This is a genomic window from Salipiger sp., from assembly GCF_048261495.1.
Classification (GTDB): Bacteria; Pseudomonadota; Alphaproteobacteria; order Rhodobacterales; family Rhodobacteraceae; genus Salipiger.
This window is the reverse complement of sequence record NZ_JBLXFX010000007.1, coordinates 229967-251111: the sequence shown is the minus strand read 5'-3', so window position 1 is coordinate 251111 and position 21145 is coordinate 229967. Positions and strand designations below refer to the sequence as shown.

20 protein-coding genes are annotated in these 21145 nt (G+C 68.3%); 14 read left to right on the top strand and 6 right to left on the bottom strand.

Annotated features, from left to right (window positions below; genetic code table 11):
* Positions 1-142: 142 nt before the first annotated feature.
* Positions 143-1036: a LysR family transcriptional regulator gene (locus ACN0RJ_RS15905; RefSeq protein ID WP_417719800.1), complete on the bottom strand. Its 894-nt coding sequence runs from the start codon at positions 1034-1036 to the stop codon at positions 143-145.
* A 127-nt stretch (positions 1037-1163) separates the two neighbouring features.
* Here ACN0RJ_RS15905 and ACN0RJ_RS15900 point away from each other — a divergent pair, with 127 nt between their 5' ends.
* The 6 genes from ACN0RJ_RS15900 (at position 1164) to ACN0RJ_RS15875 (ending at position 9052) form a co-directional block, all read left to right on the top strand.
* Positions 1164-2765 carry an ABC transporter substrate-binding protein gene (locus tag ACN0RJ_RS15900; protein WP_417724865.1) on the top strand — a complete coding sequence of 534 codons (1602 nt, stop codon included), beginning with the start codon at positions 1164-1166 and terminating at the stop codon, positions 2763-2765.
* Between the two features lie 3 nt (positions 2766-2768).
* Positions 2769-3794, top strand: coding sequence for an ABC transporter permease (locus ACN0RJ_RS15895; RefSeq protein ID WP_417724864.1), 1026 nt, complete (start codon positions 2769-2771; stop codon positions 3792-3794).
* Positions 3791-4681 carry an ABC transporter permease gene (locus ACN0RJ_RS15890; protein WP_417719797.1) on the top strand — a complete coding sequence of 297 codons (891 nt, stop codon included), beginning with the start codon at positions 3791-3793 and terminating at the stop codon, positions 4679-4681. The genes ACN0RJ_RS15895 and ACN0RJ_RS15890 overlap by 4 nt, the downstream gene beginning before the upstream one ends.
* Before the next feature lie 3 nt (positions 4682-4684).
* Positions 4685-6316, top strand: a complete 1632-nt coding sequence (locus tag ACN0RJ_RS15885; protein ID WP_417724863.1) for a dipeptide ABC transporter ATP-binding protein — start codon at positions 4685-4687, stop codon at positions 6314-6316.
* Positions 6317-6365: 49 nt separating this feature from the next.
* The gene (gene atzF, locus ACN0RJ_RS15880; protein WP_417724862.1) at positions 6366-8183 is read left to right on the top strand and encodes an allophanate hydrolase; all 1818 of its coding nucleotides are present in this window, start codon (positions 6366-6368) and stop codon (positions 8181-8183) included.
* A 224-nt stretch (positions 8184-8407) separates the two neighbouring features.
* On the top strand, positions 8408-9052 hold the full coding sequence (locus ACN0RJ_RS15875; RefSeq protein WP_417719794.1) for a L,D-transpeptidase: 645 nt from the start codon (positions 8408-8410) through the stop codon (positions 9050-9052).
* A 14-nt stretch (positions 9053-9066) separates the two neighbouring features.
* On the opposite strand, the gene ACN0RJ_RS15870 is transcribed toward ACN0RJ_RS15875, so the two are convergent.
* On the bottom strand, positions 9067-9345 hold the full coding sequence (locus tag ACN0RJ_RS15870) for a hypothetical protein (protein ID WP_417719793.1): 279 nt from the start codon (positions 9343-9345) through the stop codon (positions 9067-9069).
* Positions 9346-9641: 296 nt separating this feature from the next.
* Between ACN0RJ_RS15870 and ACN0RJ_RS15865 the strand changes: the two genes are divergently transcribed.
* The 8 genes from ACN0RJ_RS15865 to minE all read left to right on the top strand — a co-directional run bounded on the left by ACN0RJ_RS15865 (position 9642) and on the right by minE (position 16622).
* Positions 9642-10733 (top strand): ABC transporter substrate-binding protein, encoded by a 1092-nt coding sequence (locus tag ACN0RJ_RS15865; RefSeq protein ID WP_417724861.1) that lies wholly within the window; start codon positions 9642-9644, stop codon positions 10731-10733.
* Positions 10734-10817: 84 nt separating this feature from the next.
* Positions 10818-11717: an ABC transporter permease gene (locus tag ACN0RJ_RS15860; protein WP_417724860.1), complete on the top strand. Its 900-nt coding sequence runs from the start codon at positions 10818-10820 to the stop codon at positions 11715-11717.
* Complete coding sequence (locus tag ACN0RJ_RS15855; RefSeq protein ID WP_417719790.1) at positions 11714-12523, top strand: ABC transporter permease; 810 nt, start codon at positions 11714-11716, stop codon at positions 12521-12523. Before ACN0RJ_RS15860 ends, ACN0RJ_RS15855 begins: the two co-directional genes overlap by 4 nt.
* The gene (locus ACN0RJ_RS15850; protein WP_417719789.1) at positions 12520-13575 is read left to right on the top strand and encodes an ABC transporter ATP-binding protein; all 1056 of its coding nucleotides are present in this window, start codon (positions 12520-12522) and stop codon (positions 13573-13575) included. Before ACN0RJ_RS15855 ends, ACN0RJ_RS15850 begins: the two co-directional genes overlap by 4 nt.
* A 9-nt stretch (positions 13576-13584) precedes the next feature.
* Entirely contained in the window at positions 13585-14517 is a 933-nt protein-coding gene (locus tag ACN0RJ_RS15845; protein ID WP_417724859.1) for a PHP domain-containing protein, read from the top strand.
* Positions 14518-14758: 241 nt separating this feature from the next.
* The gene (minC, locus tag ACN0RJ_RS15840) at positions 14759-15502 is read left to right on the top strand and encodes a septum site-determining protein MinC (protein WP_417724858.1); all 744 of its coding nucleotides are present in this window, start codon (positions 14759-14761) and stop codon (positions 15500-15502) included.
* Between the two features lie 26 nt (positions 15503-15528).
* A complete protein-coding gene (minD, locus tag ACN0RJ_RS15835; protein ID WP_417719813.1) occupies positions 15529-16347 on the top strand; it encodes a septum site-determining protein MinD in 819 nt (272 codons plus the stop codon).
* Complete coding sequence (minE, locus tag ACN0RJ_RS15830) at positions 16344-16622, top strand: cell division topological specificity factor MinE (RefSeq protein WP_417719786.1); 279 nt, start codon at positions 16344-16346, stop codon at positions 16620-16622. Before minD ends, minE begins: the two co-directional genes overlap by 4 nt.
* Positions 16623-16652: 30 nt before the next feature.
* Here minE and ACN0RJ_RS15825 read toward each other — a convergent pair whose 3' ends face one another.
* The 4 genes from ACN0RJ_RS15825 to thrC form a co-directional block, all read right to left on the bottom strand.
* Complete coding sequence (locus ACN0RJ_RS15825) at positions 16653-17849, bottom strand: winged helix-turn-helix domain-containing protein (protein WP_417724857.1); 1197 nt, start codon at positions 17847-17849, stop codon at positions 16653-16655.
* Between the two features lie 62 nt (positions 17850-17911).
* A complete protein-coding gene (locus ACN0RJ_RS15820) occupies positions 17912-18496 on the bottom strand; it encodes a GNAT family N-acetyltransferase (RefSeq protein ID WP_417719784.1) in 585 nt (194 codons plus the stop codon).
* Positions 18496-19758, bottom strand: coding sequence for a M16 family metallopeptidase (locus ACN0RJ_RS15815; RefSeq protein WP_417724856.1), 1263 nt, complete (start codon positions 19756-19758; stop codon positions 18496-18498). Before ACN0RJ_RS15815 ends, ACN0RJ_RS15820 begins: the two co-directional genes overlap by 1 nt.
* Complete coding sequence (thrC, locus tag ACN0RJ_RS15810) at positions 19755-21143, bottom strand: threonine synthase (RefSeq protein WP_417724855.1); 1389 nt, start codon at positions 21141-21143, stop codon at positions 19755-19757. The genes ACN0RJ_RS15815 and thrC overlap by 4 nt, the downstream gene beginning before the upstream one ends.
* Positions 21144-21145 lie beyond the last annotated feature (2 nt).

The following is a 21145-nucleotide window of genomic DNA, read 5'->3' as shown; positions in this document are numbered from 1 at the left end:
CCGGGGACTCGGCCCGGGCATTGTCTGACAAATCTGTTATACAGGATGGCGATTGTCAAGGAGATTACCGTTTCCGTCCTCGTCACCCTTCAAACCGGGTGCGCATCGGGGGAATCCGGCGTCCCGCCGAGGTGCGTTCCCATCAGACCTCGTGCAGCGCCGCGGCGAGTTGCATGGCGAAGCGGGCCGAGGCGACGGGCAGGGTGCGCCCTCGCAACTGGCCGAGGATGAGGCTCCCCGCCGCGACATCCTTTTCCGACAGCGGCCGGAACACCAGATCGCCGTCCGACGGAATCTTCAGCCCGATGGGGATCTGGAAGCCGACGGCGCGTTCGTGGATGACGTAATGCCGGATCAGTTCGAAGCTTTCGGTTTCGAGAATCGGCGTCAGGTTGCGTCCCAGCCGCCGCGCCGCGAAGTCGAGAAGATGGCGCACGCCGTATTTCGCATCGGGCGCGACGCTCGGGGCGTCGAGGCACTCCCACAGACGCAACTCCGGCCTGGCGGCCAGCGGGTCGTCCTTGCGCAGGATGGCGTGGACGCGCTGGGGCACCAGCTCCAGCACCTCGAAATCGACCAGGTAGACCGGCTCGAACACCAGGGCGAGGTCGGAATCGTAGCTGGCCAGTTCCTGTTCGGCCTGCGCACGGTCGCGGACCTTGACGGTAAAGTTCACGCCGGGGTGCAGGGCGCGGTAGCGGGCGATCTGCTCGGGCAGGAAATAGGGCAAGAGAGCCTGCGAACAGGCGATCCGCACATGGCCGCGCCGCTCTCCCGACAGATCGGCCACCTGGCTCTGCACGCGGGCAAAGTCGGAGCGGGTCATCCGGTAGTGGTGCAGCAGCATCTCGCCCGCCGGATTGAGCCGCACCCCGCCGGGAATCCTCTCGAAGATCGGCGAGCCGAAATCCGTCTCGAACCCGCGGATGCGCCGGTTCAGCGCCGAGGCGGTGAGGTTCATGTCCTCCGCCGCCTTGCGCATGGAACCGGTGCGGGCCACCGCCTCGATCAGCGCAAAGGTCTGAAAATGCTTCATGTTGCTCCTGTCCCGAACCGTGGTGCAAAAAATGCACCGGGTATGTGAAATCATAGCACTTTGAGCAACACCCGAGATACACCAACCTGACGGGGACCTCGCCACATCAGCAGGAAGAGCCCCCGAAATGACCACGACACGTCGCAATTTCCTCAAGACCGGCGCCGCCGCCACGGCCCTGCCGTTCATCCACGCCTTTCCCGCCGCGGCGGCCGGGCGCGATACCCTCGTCGCGGTGACGGCGCAGACGATCAACTCGCTCGACCTGCACAGGACGGGCACCAACCGCGCCAGCTACGCGGTGGCGATCAACTGCTACGACCGGCTGGTCACCTTCGGGACCAAGGACGCGCCGGGCGGCGGGCTGAGCTACGACTACTCCGAGATCCGCCCGGAACTGGCCGAAAGCTGGGAGATTTCCGAAGACGGCATGACCCTGACCTTCACCCTGAAGGAGGCGACCTTCCAGGACGGCAGCCCGGTGACGGCGGAGGACGTGAAATGGTCCTTCGACCGCGCGGTGTCGGTCGGCGGCTTCCCGACCGTGCAGATGAAGGCGGGCGGGCTGGAACGGCCCGACCAGTTCGAAGCGCTCGACGCCCGCACCTTCGTGGTCAGGCTCGACCGGCCGTCGAAACTGTCGCTGCCCGATCTTGCCGTGCCGGTGCCCTTCATCATCAACGCGACCCTCGCCAAGGCCCATGCCACGCCGGACGACCCCTGGGCGATGGAGTACCTGCACAAGACCACCATCGGCTCCGGCGCCTACAGGGTGACGCGCTGGGACCCCGGTCAGCAGGTGGTCTACGAACGCAACGACACCTGGGTCGGCGGGCCGGTTCCCTCCTATGCGCGGGTCATCATGCGCGAGGTGCCGTCCTCGGCCACCCAGCGCGCGCTGGTCGAGCGGGGCGATGTGCAGATCGCCTTCGACATTCCCGACAAGGACGCAGCCGAGCTCGCGGACAAGCTGACCGTGCATTCCACCCCGGTCGAGAACTGCATTCACGCGCTCTGCCTCAACACCGGGTTCGAGCCGTTCCGCGATCCGAACGTGCGCAAGGCGATCGCCTCGATCGTGCCCTACGAGGCGATCTTCAACGCGGCGGCCTACGGTCGCGGTGCGCCGCTCTGGGGCGGGCCGGCCGAGATCACCGACACCGCCTGGCCGCGCCGGTCGCCCTATGACACCGACCTTGCGACGGCGCAGGCCTTCATGGCGGCATCGGGCTATCCCGAGGGGTTCGAGACCACGCTGTCGATCGCGACCGACCTCGCGTCCTGGATGGAACCGGCGGCGCTGCTGATCCAGGAAGCGGTCGCGCGGATCGGGATTACCGTCGACGTGGACAAGATCCCCGGCGCGAACTGGCGCACCGCGGCACTGGTCGAAAAGCGGCTGCCGATGCACCTGGAAAATTTCGGCGGATGGCTCAACACGCCGGACTACTATTTCTTCTGGGCCTATCAGAAGGACCATCTGTTCAACTCGTCGAACTACTACGACGAAGAGGTCGAGACGCTCACCGACGAGACGCTGCACATGGCGATGGACGATCCGGACTATGCGCCCAAGATCCGGCGCATGTTCGAGATCGCCTTCGAGGACCTGCCGCGCATCCCGCTCTACCAGCCGGCGCTGAACGTGGCGGTGAACGGCGCGTCGGGCTACGAGTTCTGGTTCCATCGCCAGCTCGACATCCGCAGCCTCGGCCCGACCGGAGCCTGAGCGATGGGCACGCGCGGGACCGCCGTCGGACTTCGCATCGCCCAGGCCGTCCCCGTGCTTTTCGGGGTGGTCCTGATCTCCTTCATCCTCACCCGGGCCCTTCCCGGAGACCCGGCGGCGCAGTTCGCCGGGGCCATGGCGACCCCGGACTCCATCGAGGAGGTGCGCCGCGCGCTCGGACTCGACCAGCCGCTGATCCGGCAGTTCTGGCTCTACCTCGGGCAGCTCGCGCAGGGCGATCTCGGGCAATCGGTCTCGACCGGGCAACCGGTGATCGCGGAACTGGCCAAGAGGCTGCCGGCCTCGCTCGAACTGACGTTCTTCGCGCTGATCCTCTCCTGCGGGGTGGCGATACCGCTCGGGGTTCTGGCGGCGACCCGGCCGGGAAGCTGGGTCGACCAGCTCTGCCGGCTGCTGGTGACCGCCGGGGTAAGCCTGCCGACCTTCTTCACCGGCATCCTGCTGGTCTACGTGTTCTACTACCTGCTCGGCATCGCGCCCTCGCCGCTGGGACGGCTCGATTTCGTCTATCTCGACCCGCCGCACGTGACCGGCTTCTTCCTGATCGACGCGGCCCTCGCGGGGGACGCAGAGACCTGGTTCGGTGCGCTGAAACAGCTGATCCTGCCGGGCCTCACCCTCGCGCTGTTCACACTTGCGCCGATCGCGCGGATGACCCGTGCCGCCATGCTCTCGGCGCTTTCGGCGGATTACGTGCGCACCGCGAGGGCGGCGGGGCTGGCGCCGCGCAAGGTGCTCTACGGCTATGCCTTCCGCAACGCGCTGCTGCCGGTGGTCACGACGCTGGGCATGGTCTTTTCCTTCGTGCTGGGCGCCAACGTGCTGGTGGAAAAGGTCTTTGCCTGGCCGGGCATCGGATCCTACGCGGTCGAGGCCCTGGTCGTCTCCGACTACGCGGCGGTGCAGGGCTTCGTGCTCTCCATGGCGCTGCTCTTCGTTCTGCTCAACCTCGTGATCGACCTCACCTACTCGGTGATAGATCCGCGCTTCGGGACCTCCGCCAAATGACCGAGTTGTCACTGGAAACCACCCCCGCTCCGGCCCCGGCGTCCTCGGGGATGCTGCGCCATGTCCTCTGGGTGCTGCGCGAGAACCCCGTCACCGGGCTGTCCTTCGCGATGTTCGCGGCGCTGCTCGTCTCGGCGGTGATCGGGCCGTCCATCGTGCCCTACGACCCGCTTGCGACCGACGCCACGGCGACGCTGCAGCCCCCTTCGGCGGCGCATTGGTTCGGCACCGACAACCTGGGGCGCGACGTGTTCTCGCGGGTGGTCGTGGCGACCCGGCTCGACCTGGTGATCTCGGTCGCCGCCGTGGCGCTCAGCTTCGTCTTCGGATCCGTGCTGGGGGCGGTCGCGGGCTATCGCGGCGGCTGGACCGACACGGTGCTGAGCCGGGTGCTCGACACCATCATGGCGTTCCCGCTGTTCGTGCTCGCCATGGGGATCGTCGCGGCGCTGGGCAATTCGGTCGCCAACATCATCTACGCCACGGCGATCATCAACATCCCCTTCTATGCGCGCCTGGTGCGGGCCGAGGTCAACATCCGCCGCGACGCGGGCTTCACCCTTGCCGCGAAGCTCGCCGGAAATTCCGACACCCGGGTGCTGGTGATGCACATCTTTCCCAATGCCCTGCCACCGATGATGGTGCAGGTCTCGCTCAACCTCGGCTGGGCGATCCTCAACGCGGCGGGGCTGTCGTTCATCGGCCTCGGGGTCCGTCCGCCCACCCCGGAATGGGGGATCATGGTGGCGGAGGGGGCCAACTACATCGTCTCCGGCGAATGGTGGCTCGCGGTCTTTCCCGGGCTCTGGCTGATGCTCGCCGTCTTCACCTTCAACCTCATGGGCGACGGTCTGCGCGACATCGTCGACCCCCGCCGGAGGACCTGAGCCATGCTGTCGATCAAGGATCTGCGCGTCGCCTTCAAGACCCGCAAGGGCGAGGTCGCCGCGGTCAAGGGCATCTCCTTCGAACTGGCCCGTGGCGAACGCCTCGGCATCGTCGGAGAGAGCGGGTCGGGCAAATCCGTCACCTCCTACGCGCTGATGCGCATTCTCGATGCCAACGGGCGGATCAAGGCGGGGGAGGCGGTCTATTCCGGCATCGACCTGCGGCGCGCGGCGGAACGCGACATGCGCGATCTGCGCGGGCGCGAGATCTCGATGATCTTCCAGAACCCCCGCGCCGCGCTGAACCCGATCCGCAAGGTCGGTCTCCAGATCGAGGACGTGCTGCGCCAGCACGCCCGGGCGACCCGACAGGATGCGCGGCAAAAGGCCATCGCCGCGCTCGAGGCGGTCAAGATCCGCGACGCCGAGGCGCGCCATGATGCCTATCCCTTCGAACTGTCCGGCGGCATGTGCCAGAGGGTGGTCTGCGCCATCGCGCTGGCCTGCGATCCCAAGCTGTTGATCATGGACGAGCCGACGACCGGCCTCGACATCACCACGCAGAAGGCGGTGATGGACCTCGTGGACGGGCTGGTCACGGAGCGGGGCATGTCCTCCATCCTCATCACCCACGACCTCGGGCTCGCGTCGGAATACTGCGACCGGATCGTGGTGATGAAGGACGGGCAGATCGTCGAGGAAGGCCGCCCCGGCGAGCTGCTCGGCGCGCCGCGTCATCCCTACACCCGCAAGCTGGTGGATGCGACGCCCCGGCGCGGGGTCGGCCTGCGCGACCTCCTCCCGGTGGAGGAGCGCCGTCCGCTCGCACCCCGCACCGTGGGCGCGGCGCCGCTCTACGAGGTGCGCAACCTCACCAAGACCTACCAGGGCAAATCCGGGCCGGTCCACGCGGTGCGCGACATCTCCTTCACCATCCGCGAAGGGCAGTCGGTCGGGCTGGTCGGGGAATCCGGCTGCGGCAAGTCCACCACCTCGGCGATGCTGGTGCGCCTGCTCGATCCGAGCGCGGGGCAACTGCTGTTCCGGGGCGAGGACCTGGCCGAGATGCCCGCGGCCGGCTTTGCCCGCAACCCGCTGCGCGGCAGGATCCAGATGGTGTTCCAGGACGCGACCGACAGCCTCAACCCGCGCCACACCGCGCGCCAGTCCATCGCCGAGCCGCTGAAGCGCATGACCGGCCTGAAGGACCGGGCGCTTGCCGCGCGGGTCGAGGAGCTTGCCCGGCTGACCGGCCTGCCGGATCATCTGCTGGACCGCTTTCCGCACCAGCTTTCCGGCGGTCAGAAGGCCCGCGTCGGCATCGCCCGCGCCATCGCGCCCGATCCGGAATTCCTGATCCTCGACGAACCGACCGCCGCGCTCGACGTGTCGATCCAGGCGGTGGTGCTGAACCTGCTGGCCGACCTGCGCGCCCGCCTCGGCATGAGCTACCTCTTCGTGTCGCACGATCTCAACGTGGTGCGCCTTCTCTGCGACGAGGTGATCGTGATGAAGGGGGGCGTGATCGTCGACGCGGGCCCGGTCGAGCGGGTGATGGACAGCCCGGCGCATCCCTACACCCGCGAACTGCTGAGTGCGGCCCCGCAAGCCCCGATCCCCACCGTCGCGGCCTGAGCGCCCGACCCGACGACCGACGACCCGTCACGACCCCGAAGGACCGAACATGACCGACGACCTGCCCTTCACCCTGCCGGCGCTGCGCGCCGCGCTGGATGCCGGAATGACCCCCGAGGCGCTGATCGCGCTGGCCTTTGCCCGGCTCGACGCCCTGGGGGATCCGGGAATCCTGATCCACGACGCCCGCGAGGCCGCGCTTGCGGCGGCCCGTGCGCTCGGCCCGCGCGACGGCCGCCCGCTCTGGGGCGTGCCCTTCGTGGTCAAGGACAATATCGACGTGGCCGGAATGCCGACCACCGCCGCCTGTCCGGATTTCTCGTACCTGGCCGACCGCGATGCCTTCGTGGTCGGTCGGCTGCACGCGGCGGGGGCGATCTGTCTCGGCAAGGCGAACCTCGACCAGTTCGCCACCGGCCTCGTCGGCGTGCGCAGCCCCTATCCCGCGCCGCGCAACGCGCTCGACCCGCTGATGGTGCCGGGGGGGTCGTCCTCGGGCTCGGCGGTGGCGGTGGCGCAGGGCATCGCGGCGTTTTCGCTGGGCACGGACACGGCGGGGTCGGGGCGCGTCCCGGCGGCGCTGAACGCCATCGTCGGGCTGAAGCCGACCCTCGGGGCGCTGTCCTCGACCGGGATGGTGCCGGCCTGCCGGACGCTCGACACGATCTCGATCTTCGCCCTGACCACCCGCGATGCCTTCGAGGTGCTCTCGGTCGCGCAGGCCGAGGACCCGGAGGACGCCTATTCCCGCGCCTTGCCCGCGCCGCTGCCGGCGCCCGTGCCACCCCGGCTGCGGATCGCGGTGCCGTCGCGCGACACGCTCGTCACCGACAAAGACAGCGTGCAGGCCGCCAGTTTCCAAGCCACCCTGACGCGTCTGCGCACGACGGGGGCCGAGATCGTGGAGATGGATTTCGCCCCCTTCCACGAGGTCGCCCGCCTGCTCTACGAAGGCGCCTGGGTCGCCGAACGCACCGCCGCGCTGGGCGCGCGCCTGACGGACCGGCCCGACACCCTGCACCCGGTCACCCGGCAGATCGTCTCCGCCGGGCTCGGCCTGTCGGCGGTCGATGCCTTTCGCGGCCAATACCGGCTTGCCGCGCTGCGCAGGGTCTGCGCCGAGCGGATGGCGGGGATCGACCTGCTCTGCGTGCCGACCATGCCGCGCTTCGTCTCGCTGGCCGAGATCGCCGAGGATCCGGTCGGCCCGAACTCGCTGCTCGGCACCTACACGAATTTCGTCAACCTGCTCGACATGAGCGGCCTTGCCGTGCCCTGCGGGCTGCGTCCGGACGGGCGCCCGGCGGGGGTGACCTTTCTCGGACGGGCGGGGGCGGATGCGCTGCTGGCCGCGACGGCGATGCTGGTCGAGGACGGCCCGATGGGCGCGACGGGCTGGACCCGCCCGCCGCTTCCGGCGCTCTCCGGCGTGGCCGGGGCCGACGAACTGGCGGTCTTCGTCTGCGGGGCGCATATGTCGGGCATGGCGCTGAACGGGGAGCTGGTGTCGCTCGGCGCGCGGTTCCTCAGGGGCTGCCTGACCGCGCCCCGATACAGGCTGCACGCGCTGGCGGGCGGACCGCCGCCGCGTCCGGGTCTCAGCCGGGAGGCGCGGGGGGGGCGGTCGATCGCGGGCGAACTCTGGGCGCTGCCGCTCGCGGCGGTGGGCCGGTTCCTGTCGGGCATTCCCGCGCCGCTCGGCCTCGGGACCGTGGAACTGGACGACGGCAGCGCGGTGACCGGCTTCATCTGCGAAGGCATCGGGGTCGAAACCGGGCGCGATGTGTCGGAGCACGGCGACTGGCGCAGCTACCTTGCCCATACCGCCGCGCGCCCGGCAAAGGAGGAGGCGGCCGGCGCAACCTGAATCGGCGCCCCGGCCCCTGCGGCGGGCGAAGGCGCCGGTCGCGGCGCGGGGCAGGGGGGCGGCGCGGCGACCTGCGCCCCCGGCACATCACCTTCGGCAAAAATGTCGCGCTTCGGGCAGAATGGGTTTGAACCCCCCGCGGGTTTGGCGGTTTCATGTCCGCGCACCGGCCGCAGCCCAAGGCGCACCGGGCGCAACGATCCGAACTGCCCGAAAGGTCTTGCATGTTTACCAGACGCACGATGATCGCATCGCTCGCCACCCTGGCCGCGCCCGCGATCGCCCGTCCCGCCTTTGCAGCATCCGGCGACTGGGACGCCTGGGATGCGCAGGTGACGCCGGCGGATTTCGACCTCGAAACCAGCAACCCCTGGGGGCTGCATCCGCGCTTTCTCCCGGTCCGGGTCAGCGCCAACGAGGGGCTGAAGCCCGGCGACATCCACGTGGATGCGGTCGCGCGCTATCTCTACCACATCCAGGGTGACGGCACGGCGATGCGCTACGGCGTGGCGATCGGGCGCGACGGCCTGTACGAACCCGGCGTCTACACGATCAAGCGCAAGGCCAAGTGGCCGCTCTGGGTGCCCACCGGCGCGATGATCAAGCGCGAGCCGGAGAAATATGCCCATTGGGAAGCCGGGATGCCTCCCGGTCCGGACAACGCGCTGGGCTCGCGGGCGCTCTATCTCTACGTCGGCAACCGGGATTCCTACCTGCGCATCCACGGCACGCCTGCGCCGCGCTCCATCGGCACGCGCGCCAGTTCCGGCTGCGTGCGCATGGTGATGCCGCATATCAACGTGCTCTACGACGAGGTCGAGACCGGCGTCACCGCCTATCTCTACCCGACCGACGGCGGGATGCTCTAGGGCATCCCCGCGGTCTAGCCCTGCGGCCTCGCGCAGATCGGGCTGCCGTTGTCGGTGCGCAGCGGCAGTTCGACGGTCTCGACCGGGCCGCGATGGGTGTACCAGTAGCAGCCGTCCTTGGATCTGTAGCGCGCCGTGGTCAGGTCCTGAAAGGGAGCGGCGATCGAGGACACCGACTCCGGGACGGTCACGATGCCCGTCCCGCCCGCCTCGCCATCGGCGGGGACGGGTTCACAGGCGGCAAGACCCAGCAGCAACAGGGGCCCCGTGAGAAGAACCAGGGGTTTGGTCATCAGGCAATCACTCCGGTTTGTCGGCCTTTCGCGGACGGTTGCATCCCCGGACGCGGGCCGCAAGCCTTCCGCGACCGCCCGGGGCCGAGTGCTGCACAGGTGCCGCACAGCAGCCGCACCCTGGCGCGAACCGAGCGCGGCGCGCCTGCGGGAAAAATCCGCATCCTGCCCGTCAACGGAATGAAATCGTTACAAGACCGACGCGGAACTGTCATGCGGCTCCTCTAGGGAACCAGCTCAAATCCCCCCGGCCACCGCGGGTGCGCCGGGCAAACCGAGTGGAGACTGAGTTGACCATGACATCCCGATCCCGCCTGACGCTTTCCGTGGCCGCGCTTGCCGTGACCGCCACCGGCGCCCTTGCAGAGCCTTCGCAGGAGCTTATCGACGCGGCCAAGGCCGAGGGAATGCTGACCACCATCGCCTTGCCCCACAGCTGGTGCGGCTACGGGGAGGTCATCCAGGGCTTCAAGGACAAGTACGGCATCGAGGTCAACGAACTGAACCCGAACGCCGGCTCCGCCGATGAACTCGAAGCGGTGAAGGCCAACAAGGGCAACACCGGCCCGCAGGCGCCCGACGTTCTCGACGTGGGCCTGTCCTTCGGTCCCGCCGCCAAGGCCGAGGGCCTGCTCCAGGCCTACAAGGTCTCGACCTGGGACAGCATCCCGGCCGACGCCAAGGATGACGAGGGCTACTGGTACGGCGACTACTACGGCGTGCTGGCCTTCGGCGTGAACGAGGACATCTTTCCCGACGCACCCGCGAGCTTCGCCGACCTGAAGGACGGCGCCTTTTCCAACGCGGTCGCGCTGCAGGGCGATCCGCGCACCGGCAACTCGGTGATGATGGCGGTCTATGCCGCCGGCATCGCCGAAGGCGGCGAGGCGGGCGCCGATGCGCTGAACAAGGGCATCGCCTTTTTCAAGGGTCTCAAGGAGGGCGGCAACTACGTGCCGGTCAACGGCAATGCCCAGAACCTTGCCCAGGGTACCACGCCGATCTATTTCGATTGGGATTACAACCTGTTGGCCATGCGCGACAAGCTGGACGGCAACCCGCCGGTGTCGGTCGTGGTGCCGGGCGACAGCGTCGTCGCCGGCGTCTACGTTCAGGCGATCTCGGCCTATGCGCCGCATCCCAACGCCGCGAAGCTCTGGATGGAATACCTCTATTCCGACGAGGGTCAGCTCGGCTGGCTGGCGGGCTACTGCCACCCGATCCGCTTCAACGACATGGCAGAGCGCGGCGTGATCCCGCAGGACATGCTGGACAACCTGCCGCCGGCGGAAAACTACGCCAAGGCGATCTTTCCGACCCTCGACCAGCAGTCCGAGGCCAAGCAGGCCGTCGCCGACAACTGGGCAACGGAAATGGGCGTGCAGTAAGCACCTCCGCCCGACACGGAGGGATGGCGGCCAGCGGGCCGCCATTCGCTTTTTCCGACGATCGCCGCCGCGAAGGAGACCCCCTTGGCCGATCAGAGCCACCAAGCCGCCGCCCTTCCGCTGCCCGCGCGCGCACCGCGCCGCGTGAACCTGAACTGGCTGGGCGTCGCGCCGTTCCTGCTGTTCACGCTGCTGTTCCTGATCTTTCCGATCTTCTACCTGGTCGACGGCGCGTTCCGGACCCCCGAGGGGGCCTTCACGCTGGACAACATGATCGCGCTGACGGGCCCGGACATCTGGCCGAGCTACTGGCTGTCGATCCGGCTCAGCTTCACCTCGGCGCTGCTCGGGGCGCTGTTCGGCTCGCTGCTGGCCTGGGCGATCCATCTCGGCGGGTTGCCGGGGTGGGTCAAGCGGGCCTTCCTGACCTTTGCGGGGGTGGCGTCCAACTTTGCCGGGGTGCCGCTGGCCTTTGCCTTCATCGCGACGCTGGGGCGGCTGGGGCTGGTGACGCTGATCCTGCGCGATGTCTTCGGGCTCCACATCTACGCGCAGGGGTTCAACCTGTTCTCGTTCTGGGGGCTGGCGATCACCTATCTCTATTTCCAGCTTCCGCTGATGATGCTGATGATGATGCCCGCGATGGAGGGGCTGCGCAGCGAATGGCGCGAGGCCGCCGAAAGCCTCGGAGCCTCGGCGGGCCAGTTCTGGCGCATGGTGGCGTTGCCGGTGCTGACGCCCTCGGTGCTCGGATGTTTCCTGCTGCTCTTCGCCAATGCCTTCGGAACGCTGGCCACGGTCTACGCGCTGACCTCGGCGAATTTCCCGGTGGTGCCCATCGTGCTGTTCCAGCAGATCCGGGGCAATGTCCTCTACAATCCGAACCTCGGCTATGCCCTGGCCTTCGGCATGGTCATCATCATGGCCTTTTCCAACACCTTCTATTTCCTGCTGCGCAACCGCGCGGAACGGTGGCGCAGATGACCCGCTTTCCCTACCTTGCCACGGCGGTCGCCGTCGTCTCGGCGGCCTTCTTCCTGGTGCCGCTGGCCGCGACGATCAACTTCTCGCTGCGGATGAAGCGCGGAGAGATCACCCTCGATGCCTACCGCTGGCTGTTCCGCGACGACACCTTCGTGTCCGTGCTCGGCTTTTCCGCCGCGGCCTCGCTTGCCGCGATCGTGCTGGGCGCGGTGCTGGTGGTGCCCACCGCCTACTGGGTGCGGCTGAAACTGCCCGCGATGCGCCCGGTGACGGAATTCCTGTCGCTGATGCCGCTCATCATCCCGCCGGTGGTGCTGGTCTTCGGCTACGTGCGGATCTACGGCACCTCGTCCGTCCTGCCGCTGACCATGAGCGAGGCGGGCACCAACCTCCTGCTCGTCATCGGCTATACCGTGCTGTCGCTGCCCTACATGTACCGGGCGGTCGACAACGGCATGGCGGCCATCGACATCACCACGCTGACCGAAGCCGCCGAAAGTCTCGGCGCGTCGCGCCTGCGCACCATCGCCACGGTGATCTTTCCCAACGTGCGCTCGGCCATCGTGTCCGGCGCCTTTCTGACCTTCTCGATCTCGCTCGGCGAATTCGTCATCACCTCGCTGCTGAACCGCCCGGCCTTCGGACCCTACCTGGTGCAGATGGGACAGGACTACGCCTATCAGCCCGCGGCGCTGGCCATCATGGCCTTCGCCTTCACCTGGGCCTGCATGGCGCTGATGGACTTCTTCGCCACGCGCAAGCCCGGACAGGGCATCCTTCCCTTCATCCGGAGAAAGACCGCATGAGCTTCCTGCATCTCGACGGCATCACCAAGACCTTCGGCACCACGACCGTGGTGAAGGGGTTCGACTTTTCGGTGGGGCAGGGCGAATTCGTCTCCTTCCTCGGGCCGTCCGGCTGCGGCAAGACCACGGTTCTGCGGATGATCGCGGGGTTCGAGACCGCCACCTCCGGGCGCATCCGCGTCGACGGAGAGGACGTGACCGCGCTTCCCGCCAACAAGCGGCGCATCGGCATGGTGTTCCAGGCCTACGCGCTGTTCCCCAACATGACGGTGCGCGAGAACGTGGCCTTCGGTCTCAGGATCGCGGGCCTTCCCGCGCGCGAGGTCGAACACCGGGTTGACGACATGCTGGCGCTGATCAAGCTGGACCACCTCGGCGACCGCTACCCCTACCAGATGTCCGGCGGCCAGCAGCAGCGGGTGGCACTGGCCCGCGCGCTGGCGCCGCGTCCCAAGCTGCTGCTGCTGGACGAACCGCTTTCGGCGCTGGACGCCAAGATCCGCGTCGCCCTGCGCGACGACATCCGCACCATCCAGCGCGAACTGGGGATCACCACGGTCTTCGTCACCCACGACCAGGAAGAGGCGCTGTCGATCTCCGACCGGGTGGTGGTGATGTACGAGGGGCGCGCCGACCAGATCGGCACCCCGGCCGAGATCTACAACCACCCGGAAACACGCTTCGTCGCGGGTTTTGTCGGCCATCTCAACACCTTCGAGGCCGCCAAGGCCGACGATGCCCACGTGGCCTTTGCCGGACGGCGCCTGCCGACCCACCGCCCGCTGTCGGGCCTGCAGAGCGGGGCGCCCGTCACCGTCGCCCTGCGTCCGGAGGCACTGGCGCTGCAGCGGCGCAGCGACACCGATGTGCCGATCTCGGGGCGGGTGCTCGATGTCAGCTTTCTCGGCTCGGTGATCCGCGCCAAGGTCGAGGTGCAGGGCAGGCCGGTCTCGTTCGACATGTTCAACCAGGCCGGGGCCGTCATGCCCCCGGTCGGTCAGACGACCGACCTGTGGTTCTCCGGTTCCGACCTCCTCGTCCTTCCCGAATAAGGCTTCGCCATGCAGTTGACCGCGTTTTCCGCCCCCGGACGGTTCCGGAGAGGCAATCTCCATACCCATTCCGATCTCTCCGACGGCGTGCTGACCCCGCAGGAGGTCTGCCGCCGCTACAAGGCCGAGGGCTATGACTTCATCGCCCTGACGGACCACATGATCGGCCTCTACGGCTATCCCGTCGCCGACACGCTTCCGTTTCGCGACGCCGGGTTCACCACGCTTCTCGGGGCGGAGCTGCACTCCGGCGCGATGGAGAACGGCGAGCTGTGGCACATCCTCGCCGTCGGGTTGCCCGCGGACTTCGCCCCGGCCGATGCGCCGGGTTTCGTGCCGGTGGCGGGGCAGGAAAGCGGGCCCGCGCTTGCCGCCCGTGCCGTCGCGGCGGGGGCCTTCGTCGCCATCGCCCATCCCCAGTGGTCCGGCATGACGCTGGCCGATGCGCGCTCGATCACGGCGGCCCACGCGGTCGAGATCTACAACCACGGCTGCGCGACCGGCTGCGACAGGGCGGACGGGTTCCATGTCGCCGACCTGCTGCTGTCCGAAGGGCGCGAGCTGTCGCTGATCGCCACCGATGACGCGCATTTCACCGAACCGGACCATTTCGGCGGCTGGGTCATGGTCAAGGCCGAGGAAAACACGCCCGAGGCGCTGCTCGCCGCGCTGAAGGCCGGGGCCTTCTATGCCTCCACCGGGCCGGAGCTGCGCGACGTCCGGATCGCGGACGGGGCGGTGCATGTCGAAAGCTCTGCCGTCTCCACGGTCATCGTCCAGGGCCACGGCTGCGCGGCAAAGGCCATCCACGGAGACTCCATGACCCGCGCCACCATGCCGCTCGACCGGTTTGCCCGGAGCCCGTGGATTCGCGTGACGGTGATCGACCGCGCCGGCAAGCGCGCCTGGTCGAACCCGGTGCGCGGCCACATGACCGCCTGACGCCGGAAACCCGCCGGGGGCGTTGTCCTGTCTCGGCAGGGGGCGGGCGGGCCCCGGCTGGCCCTCGCGCAGGCGTGAGCGAAATAATTCCGTGCCGCGCTGCGGCGGGTAGCGGGAAACCGCTCAATACGTATGCCCGCCGAATGACCCGGTGCGCCTCTGCCCGGAACGGGTCTAGGTGACTCGCAAAACAAGGGTGCGGACGAATCGCACCGCGAGACGAGAGCAGGAGCACGGGTCAGTGCCGACAGACACAGCAGACGGCCGTGGCGGAGGCGCCCCGGTGACGGTCCAGCCGTTCCGTATCCGCGGACGGTTCATCACCGCCATTGCGCTTCAGCCGGAAGGCGACCGGCTGGATGCGGCGTTTTACGATGCGCTCGACGAACAATTGCAGCGCGCGCCGCAGCTTCTGGTGGATGCGCCGCTGATCCTCGACCTGGGGCTGGTCCCGAGGCTGGTCGACGCGGAGGCGCTGGGCGCCCTCGTCGACGAACTGCGCGCGCGCAATCTCCAGGTCTTCGGAGTTCAGAACGTCTCGGGCCTGCAGCGCAGCGCCTGTGCCGGCCTCGGGCTGATCCCGGTGACGATCGGGCGCGACACCTCGGTCGAGAACGCGGGCAAGAGCCGCCGCAAGGTCGACCGGCTGCTGCCCCCCGACAACCGGCTCATCACGGAAACCGTGCGCTCGGGGCAGGTGATCGTCGCGGAGCGGGGGGATCTGACGGTGGTCGGCTCGGTCTCGTCGGGGGCGGAGCTGGTCGCCTCGGGCAGCATCCACGTCTACGGCACCCTGCGCGGGCGGGCCATCGCGGGCGTGCACGGCGACGAGACCGCCCGCATCTTCTGCCAGCGGCAGGAGGCGGAACTGCTGGCCATCGCGGGGATCTACCGCACCAGCGAAAGCATCGGGGACGACCTGCGCCGGCAAAGCCTGCAGGTGTTCCTGAAGGACGACGGATTGCATTTGGAGGCGCTCGGATGACGACGCAGATGACAGAGAAGGCGCCGCTGGGGAAGATCATCGTGATCACCTCGGGCAAGGGCGGGGTCGGCAAGACCACCTCGGCGGCGGCGATTTCCGCCGGGCTGGCCAAGCTCGGCCACAAGACGGTGGTGATCGACTTCGACGTGGGCCTGCGCAACCTCGACATGATCATGGGATGCGAACGCCGGGTGGTGTTCGACTTCATCAACGTGATCCAGGGCGATGCCCGGCTGAAACAGGCGCTGATCAAGGACAAGCGGCTCGATACGCTCTACATCCTGCCGACCTCGCAGACCCGCGACAAGGATGCGCTGACCCGCGAGGGCGTCGAAGCCGTGCTGAACGAGCTGCGCGGGGAGTTCGACTACATCATCTGCGACAGCCCGGCCGGGATCGAGCGGGGCGCGCAGCTTGCGATGTATTTCGCCGACGAGGCGGTGGTCGTGACCAATCCCGAGGTTTCCTCGGTGCGCGACAGCGACCGCGTGCTCGGGCTGCTGGCGAGCAAGACCAAACGGGCCGAGAGCGGCAGCGAAGATCCGGTGAAGGCCCGCGTCCTGCTCACCCGCCACGACCAGACCCGCATCGACAAGGGCGAGATGATGACGGTCGAGGACGTGCTCGAGATCCTCGCCGTGCCGCTGCTCGGGATCATCCCGGAAAGCCAGGCGGTGCTGCGCGCCTCGAACGTCGGCACGCCGGTGATCCTCGACGAGCCGTCGAGCGCCGGCATGGCCTACGAGGACACGGTCGCGCGCCTGACCGGCAAGGAGGTCGCCATGCGGATCGGGGACGACCGGCGCCCCGGCCTGTTCCGCCGCCTGTTCGGGCGGTCGGCATGAGCCTGTTCGGTTTCTCCCTCAAACCCCGCCGCGCCCGGACGGCCAGCACCGCCAAGGACCGCCTACAGCTCCTGCTCGCGCATGAACGCGCGGCGGGCGGCGGCGCGGCGGACTTCCTGCCGATGCTTCAGAAGGACCTTCTGGAAGTGATCCGCAAGTATGTCACCGTCGCCGACGAGGATGTCGACATCCGCGTGCAGCGCGACGATGCGGTGTCGAGCCTCGAAATCAATATCGAGATGCCCTCCACGCCGGAGCGGCGGCGCGGCGGGTGATCCCGCGGGCGACTCCGGCGGGCCGTCCGCCTAGGCCCTGATCCAGTCCTCGGCAAAGCGCAGGCTCTCGGCCCCGACGTGATGGCTCAGCCGGGACAATTCGGCCTCCAGCCCGGAGACGAAACCCTTGCCCGCCCGCACGCCCGGTTCCGGCCAGAAGGCGCGCACCGCGATCGCGGTGCCGTCGCGCCTGGCGTCGAGCCGGCCGACCAGGCGGTCGCCGCGCATGATCGGAAAGACATAGTAGCCATAGCGCCGCTTGGCCTCCGGCACGAAGATCTCGATCCGGTAGTGAAAGCCGAACAGCCGCTCGGCGCGGGCCCGGTCGCGCAGCGCCGGATCGAACGGGCTCAGCAACCGGATGCGCGAGGACGGTTCGGGCAGCGAGGCGGCCGAATCCATCAGCGCCTCGGTGGTAAGGCTGCGGCGGAGCGAGCCGTCGGCAAGTTCCACGTCGACCTCGATCAGCGCGCCGCTTTCCAGCGCCGCCGCGCACCAGGCCTTGGCCTCGTCCCGCGTCACGATGTCGAAAAAGGCCGCCAGCTCCCCGCTCGTCGCAAAGCCGAGGCGGGCAAGGGCGTCCGACATGGCCCGGTCTATGATCTGCTCGTCGTCGAGATGGGCGTTGCGCAGCGCTTCGGGGATCACCCGCTCCCGCAGGTCGTAGTACTTGCGAAATCCCTGGCGGTTGCAGACGGCAAGCCGCCCGGACCGCCAGAGGAATTCCAGCGCGGTCTTGGACGGGTGCCAGTCCCACCAGCCCGACGCGCCCTTCTTGTCCTGCCCGCCCACATCCAGCGAACAGGCGGCGCCGTGGTCGGAAATGTGCCGCAGAACGGTGTCGAGTTCCGCGTGCCAGCCGTCGCGGCGCAGCGCGGGCCAGCGCGCCTGCATATGGGCCTCGTCGCGGCGGAACTTCAGCCGCCAGGCCGGGTAGGACGGCATCGGGATCACCGCCGCGTCGTGGGTCCAGTGTTCGAAGGCCGTACGGCGCCGCGCCACCAGATCCTCGAGCGCGCGGGGCCGGTAGCGGCCGCGCCGCGACCACAGGATGAGGTCATGCGCCCGTGCCAGCGTGTTGACGCTGTCGAGCTGCACGAAGCCGAGCGCGTCCAGCACCTGTTCGAGGTCTTCGGTCCGGCCGGGACCGGCCCCCGGTTGCAGCAGCAGGTGCTTGTGCAGGAACAGTCGGCGGGCGGTCTGGTTGTCGAGTACGGGATGCGGCATCGGGCCAACATACCGCTCCGCGCGGCCGCCGAAAGCCCCATTCGCACGACGCGCCGGTCGCCTCAGCCGACCTGCGTGCGCCCGCGCCGGTCGCCCCGGAGCGAGGCATAGAGCACATGCGTGCGCCAGCGCCCGTTGATCTGGAGATAACTTTGCGCGACGCCCTCGTACTTGAAACCGGAGCGTTCGAGCAGCCCGCGCGAGGCGACGTTCTCCGGCAGGCAGGCGGCTTCGATCCGGCTCAGGTCCATGCGTTCGAAAGCATGGTGCACGACCCCGGCGATGGCCTCGGCCATGTAGCCCTGGCGGGCGTGGACCAGCCCCGTCCAGTAGCCGAGCGTTCCCGACTGGGCAGGACCGCGCCGGATGTTGTCGAGGGTGATCGCGCCCACCAGCATCTCGTCGTCGCGGCGGAACAGGAACAGCGGTATCGCAGTGCCCCCGGAAATCGAGCGGTTGGCCCAGTAGACGCGGTTGGTGAAGGCGCGGCGGGACAGGTGGTCGGGCGCCCAGGACGGCTCCCAGGGCATGAGGTAGTCGCGGCTCTCGCGGCGCAGCGACACCCATGCGTTGAAATCGCCATGCACCGGCGGGCGCAGGGTCAGACGTTCCGTCTCCAGACGCAGCTTCCGCCGCCGACCCAGCATCAGGCCACCCGGCGCGCCTGCAGGCTTGCGAGGTCCGGCGCGCCGCTGACCGGCCCGTAAAGCGCCAGCGCCGCGGGCGATTGCGCCGCGATGGTCTCGGCAAAGAGGCGCACGTCCCCGGTGGTGACGTTGTCGATCTTGGCCACCGCATCCTCGATCGGGGGAACCTCGCCCCAGATCTGCACCATGCGCGCCATGCGTTCGGCGCGCGACGACGGGCTTTCCAGACCCATCAGCAGGCCGGCCTTCATCTGCGCCCGGGCGCGGGCGACCTCTTCGGGGGTCATGTCCGATGCGGCGCGCTTCATCTCGTCGATGGTCAGCCCGGCCAGTTCGGCGACTTCCTCGCCCGAGGTTCCGGCATAGATCGTGGTCAGGCCGGTATCCTCGTAGGCGCCGTTCTGCGCGAAGATCGTGTAGCAGAGGCCGCGCTTTTCGCGGATCTCCTGGAACAGCCGGGACGACATGCCGCCGCCGAGCGCGATGGCATAGATCTGCGCGGTGTAGAAGGCGGGATCGCGATAGCCCGGACCTTCGAAGGCCAGCGCGAAATGCGCCTGTTCGAGCTTCTTCTCGCGGCGGATCTCGCCTCCGACAAAGCGGGCGGGGTCGGCCGACAGCGCGTCGCGCGGTTTCAGACCGCCGAACAGCGCCTCGGCCTGCTCGACAAGCGTCGCGTGGTCGATCGCACCGGCGGCGGAGAGGATCATCTGGTCCGGGCCGTAATGCTCGCGCACGAAATCCGAAAGATCCTCGCGGCCGAAGCGCCGGATGTTGGCCGACTCGCCGAGGATCGTGCGCCCGAGCGCCTGGTCCGCATAGGCCTTTTCCTGGAGCCAGTCGAAGATCACGTCGTCCGGCGTGTCGAGCGCCTGGCCGATCTCCTGGAGGATCACGTGACGCTCGGTCTCGATCTCCTTGCCGTCGAACACCGGGTTGAGCAGGATGTCCGAGATCACGTCCAGCGCCAGCCGGGTGTCGTTCTCCAGCACCCGCGCGTAGTAGGCGGTGACCTCGCGCGAGGTATAGGCGTTGATGTAGCCGCCCACGTCCTCGATCGCCTCGGCGATCTGCAGGGCGGTGCGGGTCCGGGTGCCCTTGAACGCCATGTGTTCGAGGAAATGCGCGATGCCGTTCTGTTCGAGCCGCTCGTTGCGCCCGCCGGCCGTGACCCAGACGCCGAGAGCGGCCGATTTCATCGAGGGCATGCGTTCGGAGACGATGCGCAGCCCGTTCTTGAGGGTGGTGAGTTCGACGGTCACTGTGCGATGCGCTCCCGGATCAGGGTTTCAAGGGCGCCAAGGTCGTTGGCGACGCGGGTCACGCGTTCGTCACGGTCGAACAGGTCGGCCATGCGTTCGGGAAGCGGCGGGCGGATGCCGCTGGCCTGCTCCACCGCATCCGGGAATTTCGCCGGATGGGCGGTGGCAAGGGTGATCATCGGGGTTTCCGTCGAACGGTGCTCTTCGGCCACCTTCACGCCGATGGCGGAATGCGGGCAGAGCAGTTCGCCCATGCCGGCATTCGCCGCGGCGATGGTCCGCAGCGTTTCCTCTTCCGAGGCGCGGCCGCTTTCGAAATGCTCGCGCAGGGCCTGGAGTGCGCCCTGCGAGACGTGAAATCCGCCGCCCTTCAGCTCGTCCATCAGCTGCGCCACGGCGGCCCCGTCGCGCCCGTAGGCATCGAACAGCGCGCGCTCGAAGTTGGAACTGACCTGGATGTCCATGGAGGGCGAGATCGAGGGGTGAACCTCCGACATCCGGTAGTCGCCCGAGGACAGGCAGCGGTGCAGGATGTCGTTCTGGTTCGTCGCCACCACCAGCCGGTCGATGGGCAGGCCCATCTTCTTTGCGATGTAGCCGGCGAAGATGTCGCCGAAATTGCCCGTCGGCACGGTAAAGCTGACAGGGCGGTCCGGCGCGCCGAGCGACACGGCGGAGGTGAAGTAGTAGACCACCTGCGCCAGCACCCGTGCCCAGTTGATCGAATTCACCCCGGCAAGGCGCACCTCGTCGCGGAAGGCGAAGTCGTTGAACATGTCCTTGAGCCGCGCCTGGCAATCGTCGAAATGCCCGTCCATCGCCAGCGCGTGCACGTTGCTTTCGGTCGGCGTGGTCATCTGGCGGCGCTGCACCTCGGAAACGCGGCCATGCGGGAAGAGGATGAAGACATCCACCGCGTCCAGCCCCTTGAACGCCTCGATCGCGGCGCTTCCGGTGTCGCCCGAGGTCGCGCCGACGATGGTCACGCGCTCTCCGCGCCGGGTCAGGGCCTCTTCGAAGAGCTGCCCGATGAGCTGCATGGCGAAGTCCTTGAACGCCAGCGTCGGCCCGTGGAACAGCTCCAGCAGGAAATGGTTCGGCGCCAGCTGCACCAGCGGCGCGCGGGCGCCGTGGCCGAACCCGGCATAGGCCTTGGCGATCAGGTCGCCGAAGGTCTCGTCGGTGAAGCCGTCGCCGACGAAGGGGCGCATGATGCGAAAGGCGGTTTCCTCGTAGCTGAGACCGTTCAGCGCGCGGATGTCGGCGGGGCCGAGGCTCGGCACGGTTTCGGGAACGTAGAGGCCGCCGTCGCGGGCAAGCCCCGAGAGCATTGCCTCTTCAAAGCTCAGCGCGGGGGCCTGCCCGCGGGTCGAGATGTAGCGCATGT

Excerpts from the sequence above, each read along its gene's own strand:
- ACN0RJ_RS15905 (WP_417719800.1), bottom strand. The coding sequence starts at position 1,036 with ATGAAGCATTTTCAGACCTTTGCGCTGATCGAGGCGGTGGCCCGCACC.
- ACN0RJ_RS15900 (WP_417724865.1), top strand. The coding sequence starts at position 1,164 with ATGACCACGACACGTCGCAATTTCCTCAAGACCGGCGCCGCCGCCACG.
- ACN0RJ_RS15895 (WP_417724864.1), top strand. The coding sequence starts at position 2,769 with ATGGGCACGCGCGGGACCGCCGTCGGACTTCGCATCGCCCAGGCCGTC.
- ACN0RJ_RS15890 (WP_417719797.1), top strand. The coding sequence starts at position 3,791 with ATGACCGAGTTGTCACTGGAAACCACCCCCGCTCCGGCCCCGGCGTCC.
- ACN0RJ_RS15885 (WP_417724863.1), top strand. The coding sequence starts at position 4,685 with ATGCTGTCGATCAAGGATCTGCGCGTCGCCTTCAAGACCCGCAAGGGC.
- atzF (WP_417724862.1), top strand. The coding sequence starts at position 6,366 with ATGACCGACGACCTGCCCTTCACCCTGCCGGCGCTGCGCGCCGCGCTG.
- ACN0RJ_RS15875 (WP_417719794.1), top strand. The coding sequence starts at position 8,408 with ATGTTTACCAGACGCACGATGATCGCATCGCTCGCCACCCTGGCCGCG.
- ACN0RJ_RS15870 (WP_417719793.1), bottom strand. The coding sequence starts at position 9,345 with ATGACCAAACCCCTGGTTCTTCTCACGGGGCCCCTGTTGCTGCTGGGT.
- ACN0RJ_RS15865 (WP_417724861.1), top strand. The coding sequence starts at position 9,642 with ATGACATCCCGATCCCGCCTGACGCTTTCCGTGGCCGCGCTTGCCGTG.
- ACN0RJ_RS15855 (WP_417719790.1), top strand. The coding sequence starts at position 11,714 with ATGACCCGCTTTCCCTACCTTGCCACGGCGGTCGCCGTCGTCTCGGCG.
- ACN0RJ_RS15850 (WP_417719789.1), top strand. The coding sequence starts at position 12,520 with ATGAGCTTCCTGCATCTCGACGGCATCACCAAGACCTTCGGCACCACG.
- ACN0RJ_RS15845 (WP_417724859.1), top strand. The coding sequence starts at position 13,585 with ATGCAGTTGACCGCGTTTTCCGCCCCCGGACGGTTCCGGAGAGGCAAT.
- minE (WP_417719786.1), top strand. The coding sequence starts at position 16,344 with ATGAGCCTGTTCGGTTTCTCCCTCAAACCCCGCCGCGCCCGGACGGCC.
- ACN0RJ_RS15825 (WP_417724857.1), bottom strand. The coding sequence starts at position 17,849 with ATGCCGCATCCCGTACTCGACAACCAGACCGCCCGCCGACTGTTCCTG.
- ACN0RJ_RS15820 (WP_417719784.1), bottom strand. The coding sequence starts at position 18,496 with ATGCTGGGTCGGCGGCGGAAGCTGCGTCTGGAGACGGAACGTCTGACC.
- thrC (WP_417724855.1), bottom strand. The coding sequence starts at position 21,143 with ATGCGCTACATCTCGACCCGCGGGCAGGCCCCCGCGCTGAGCTTTGAA.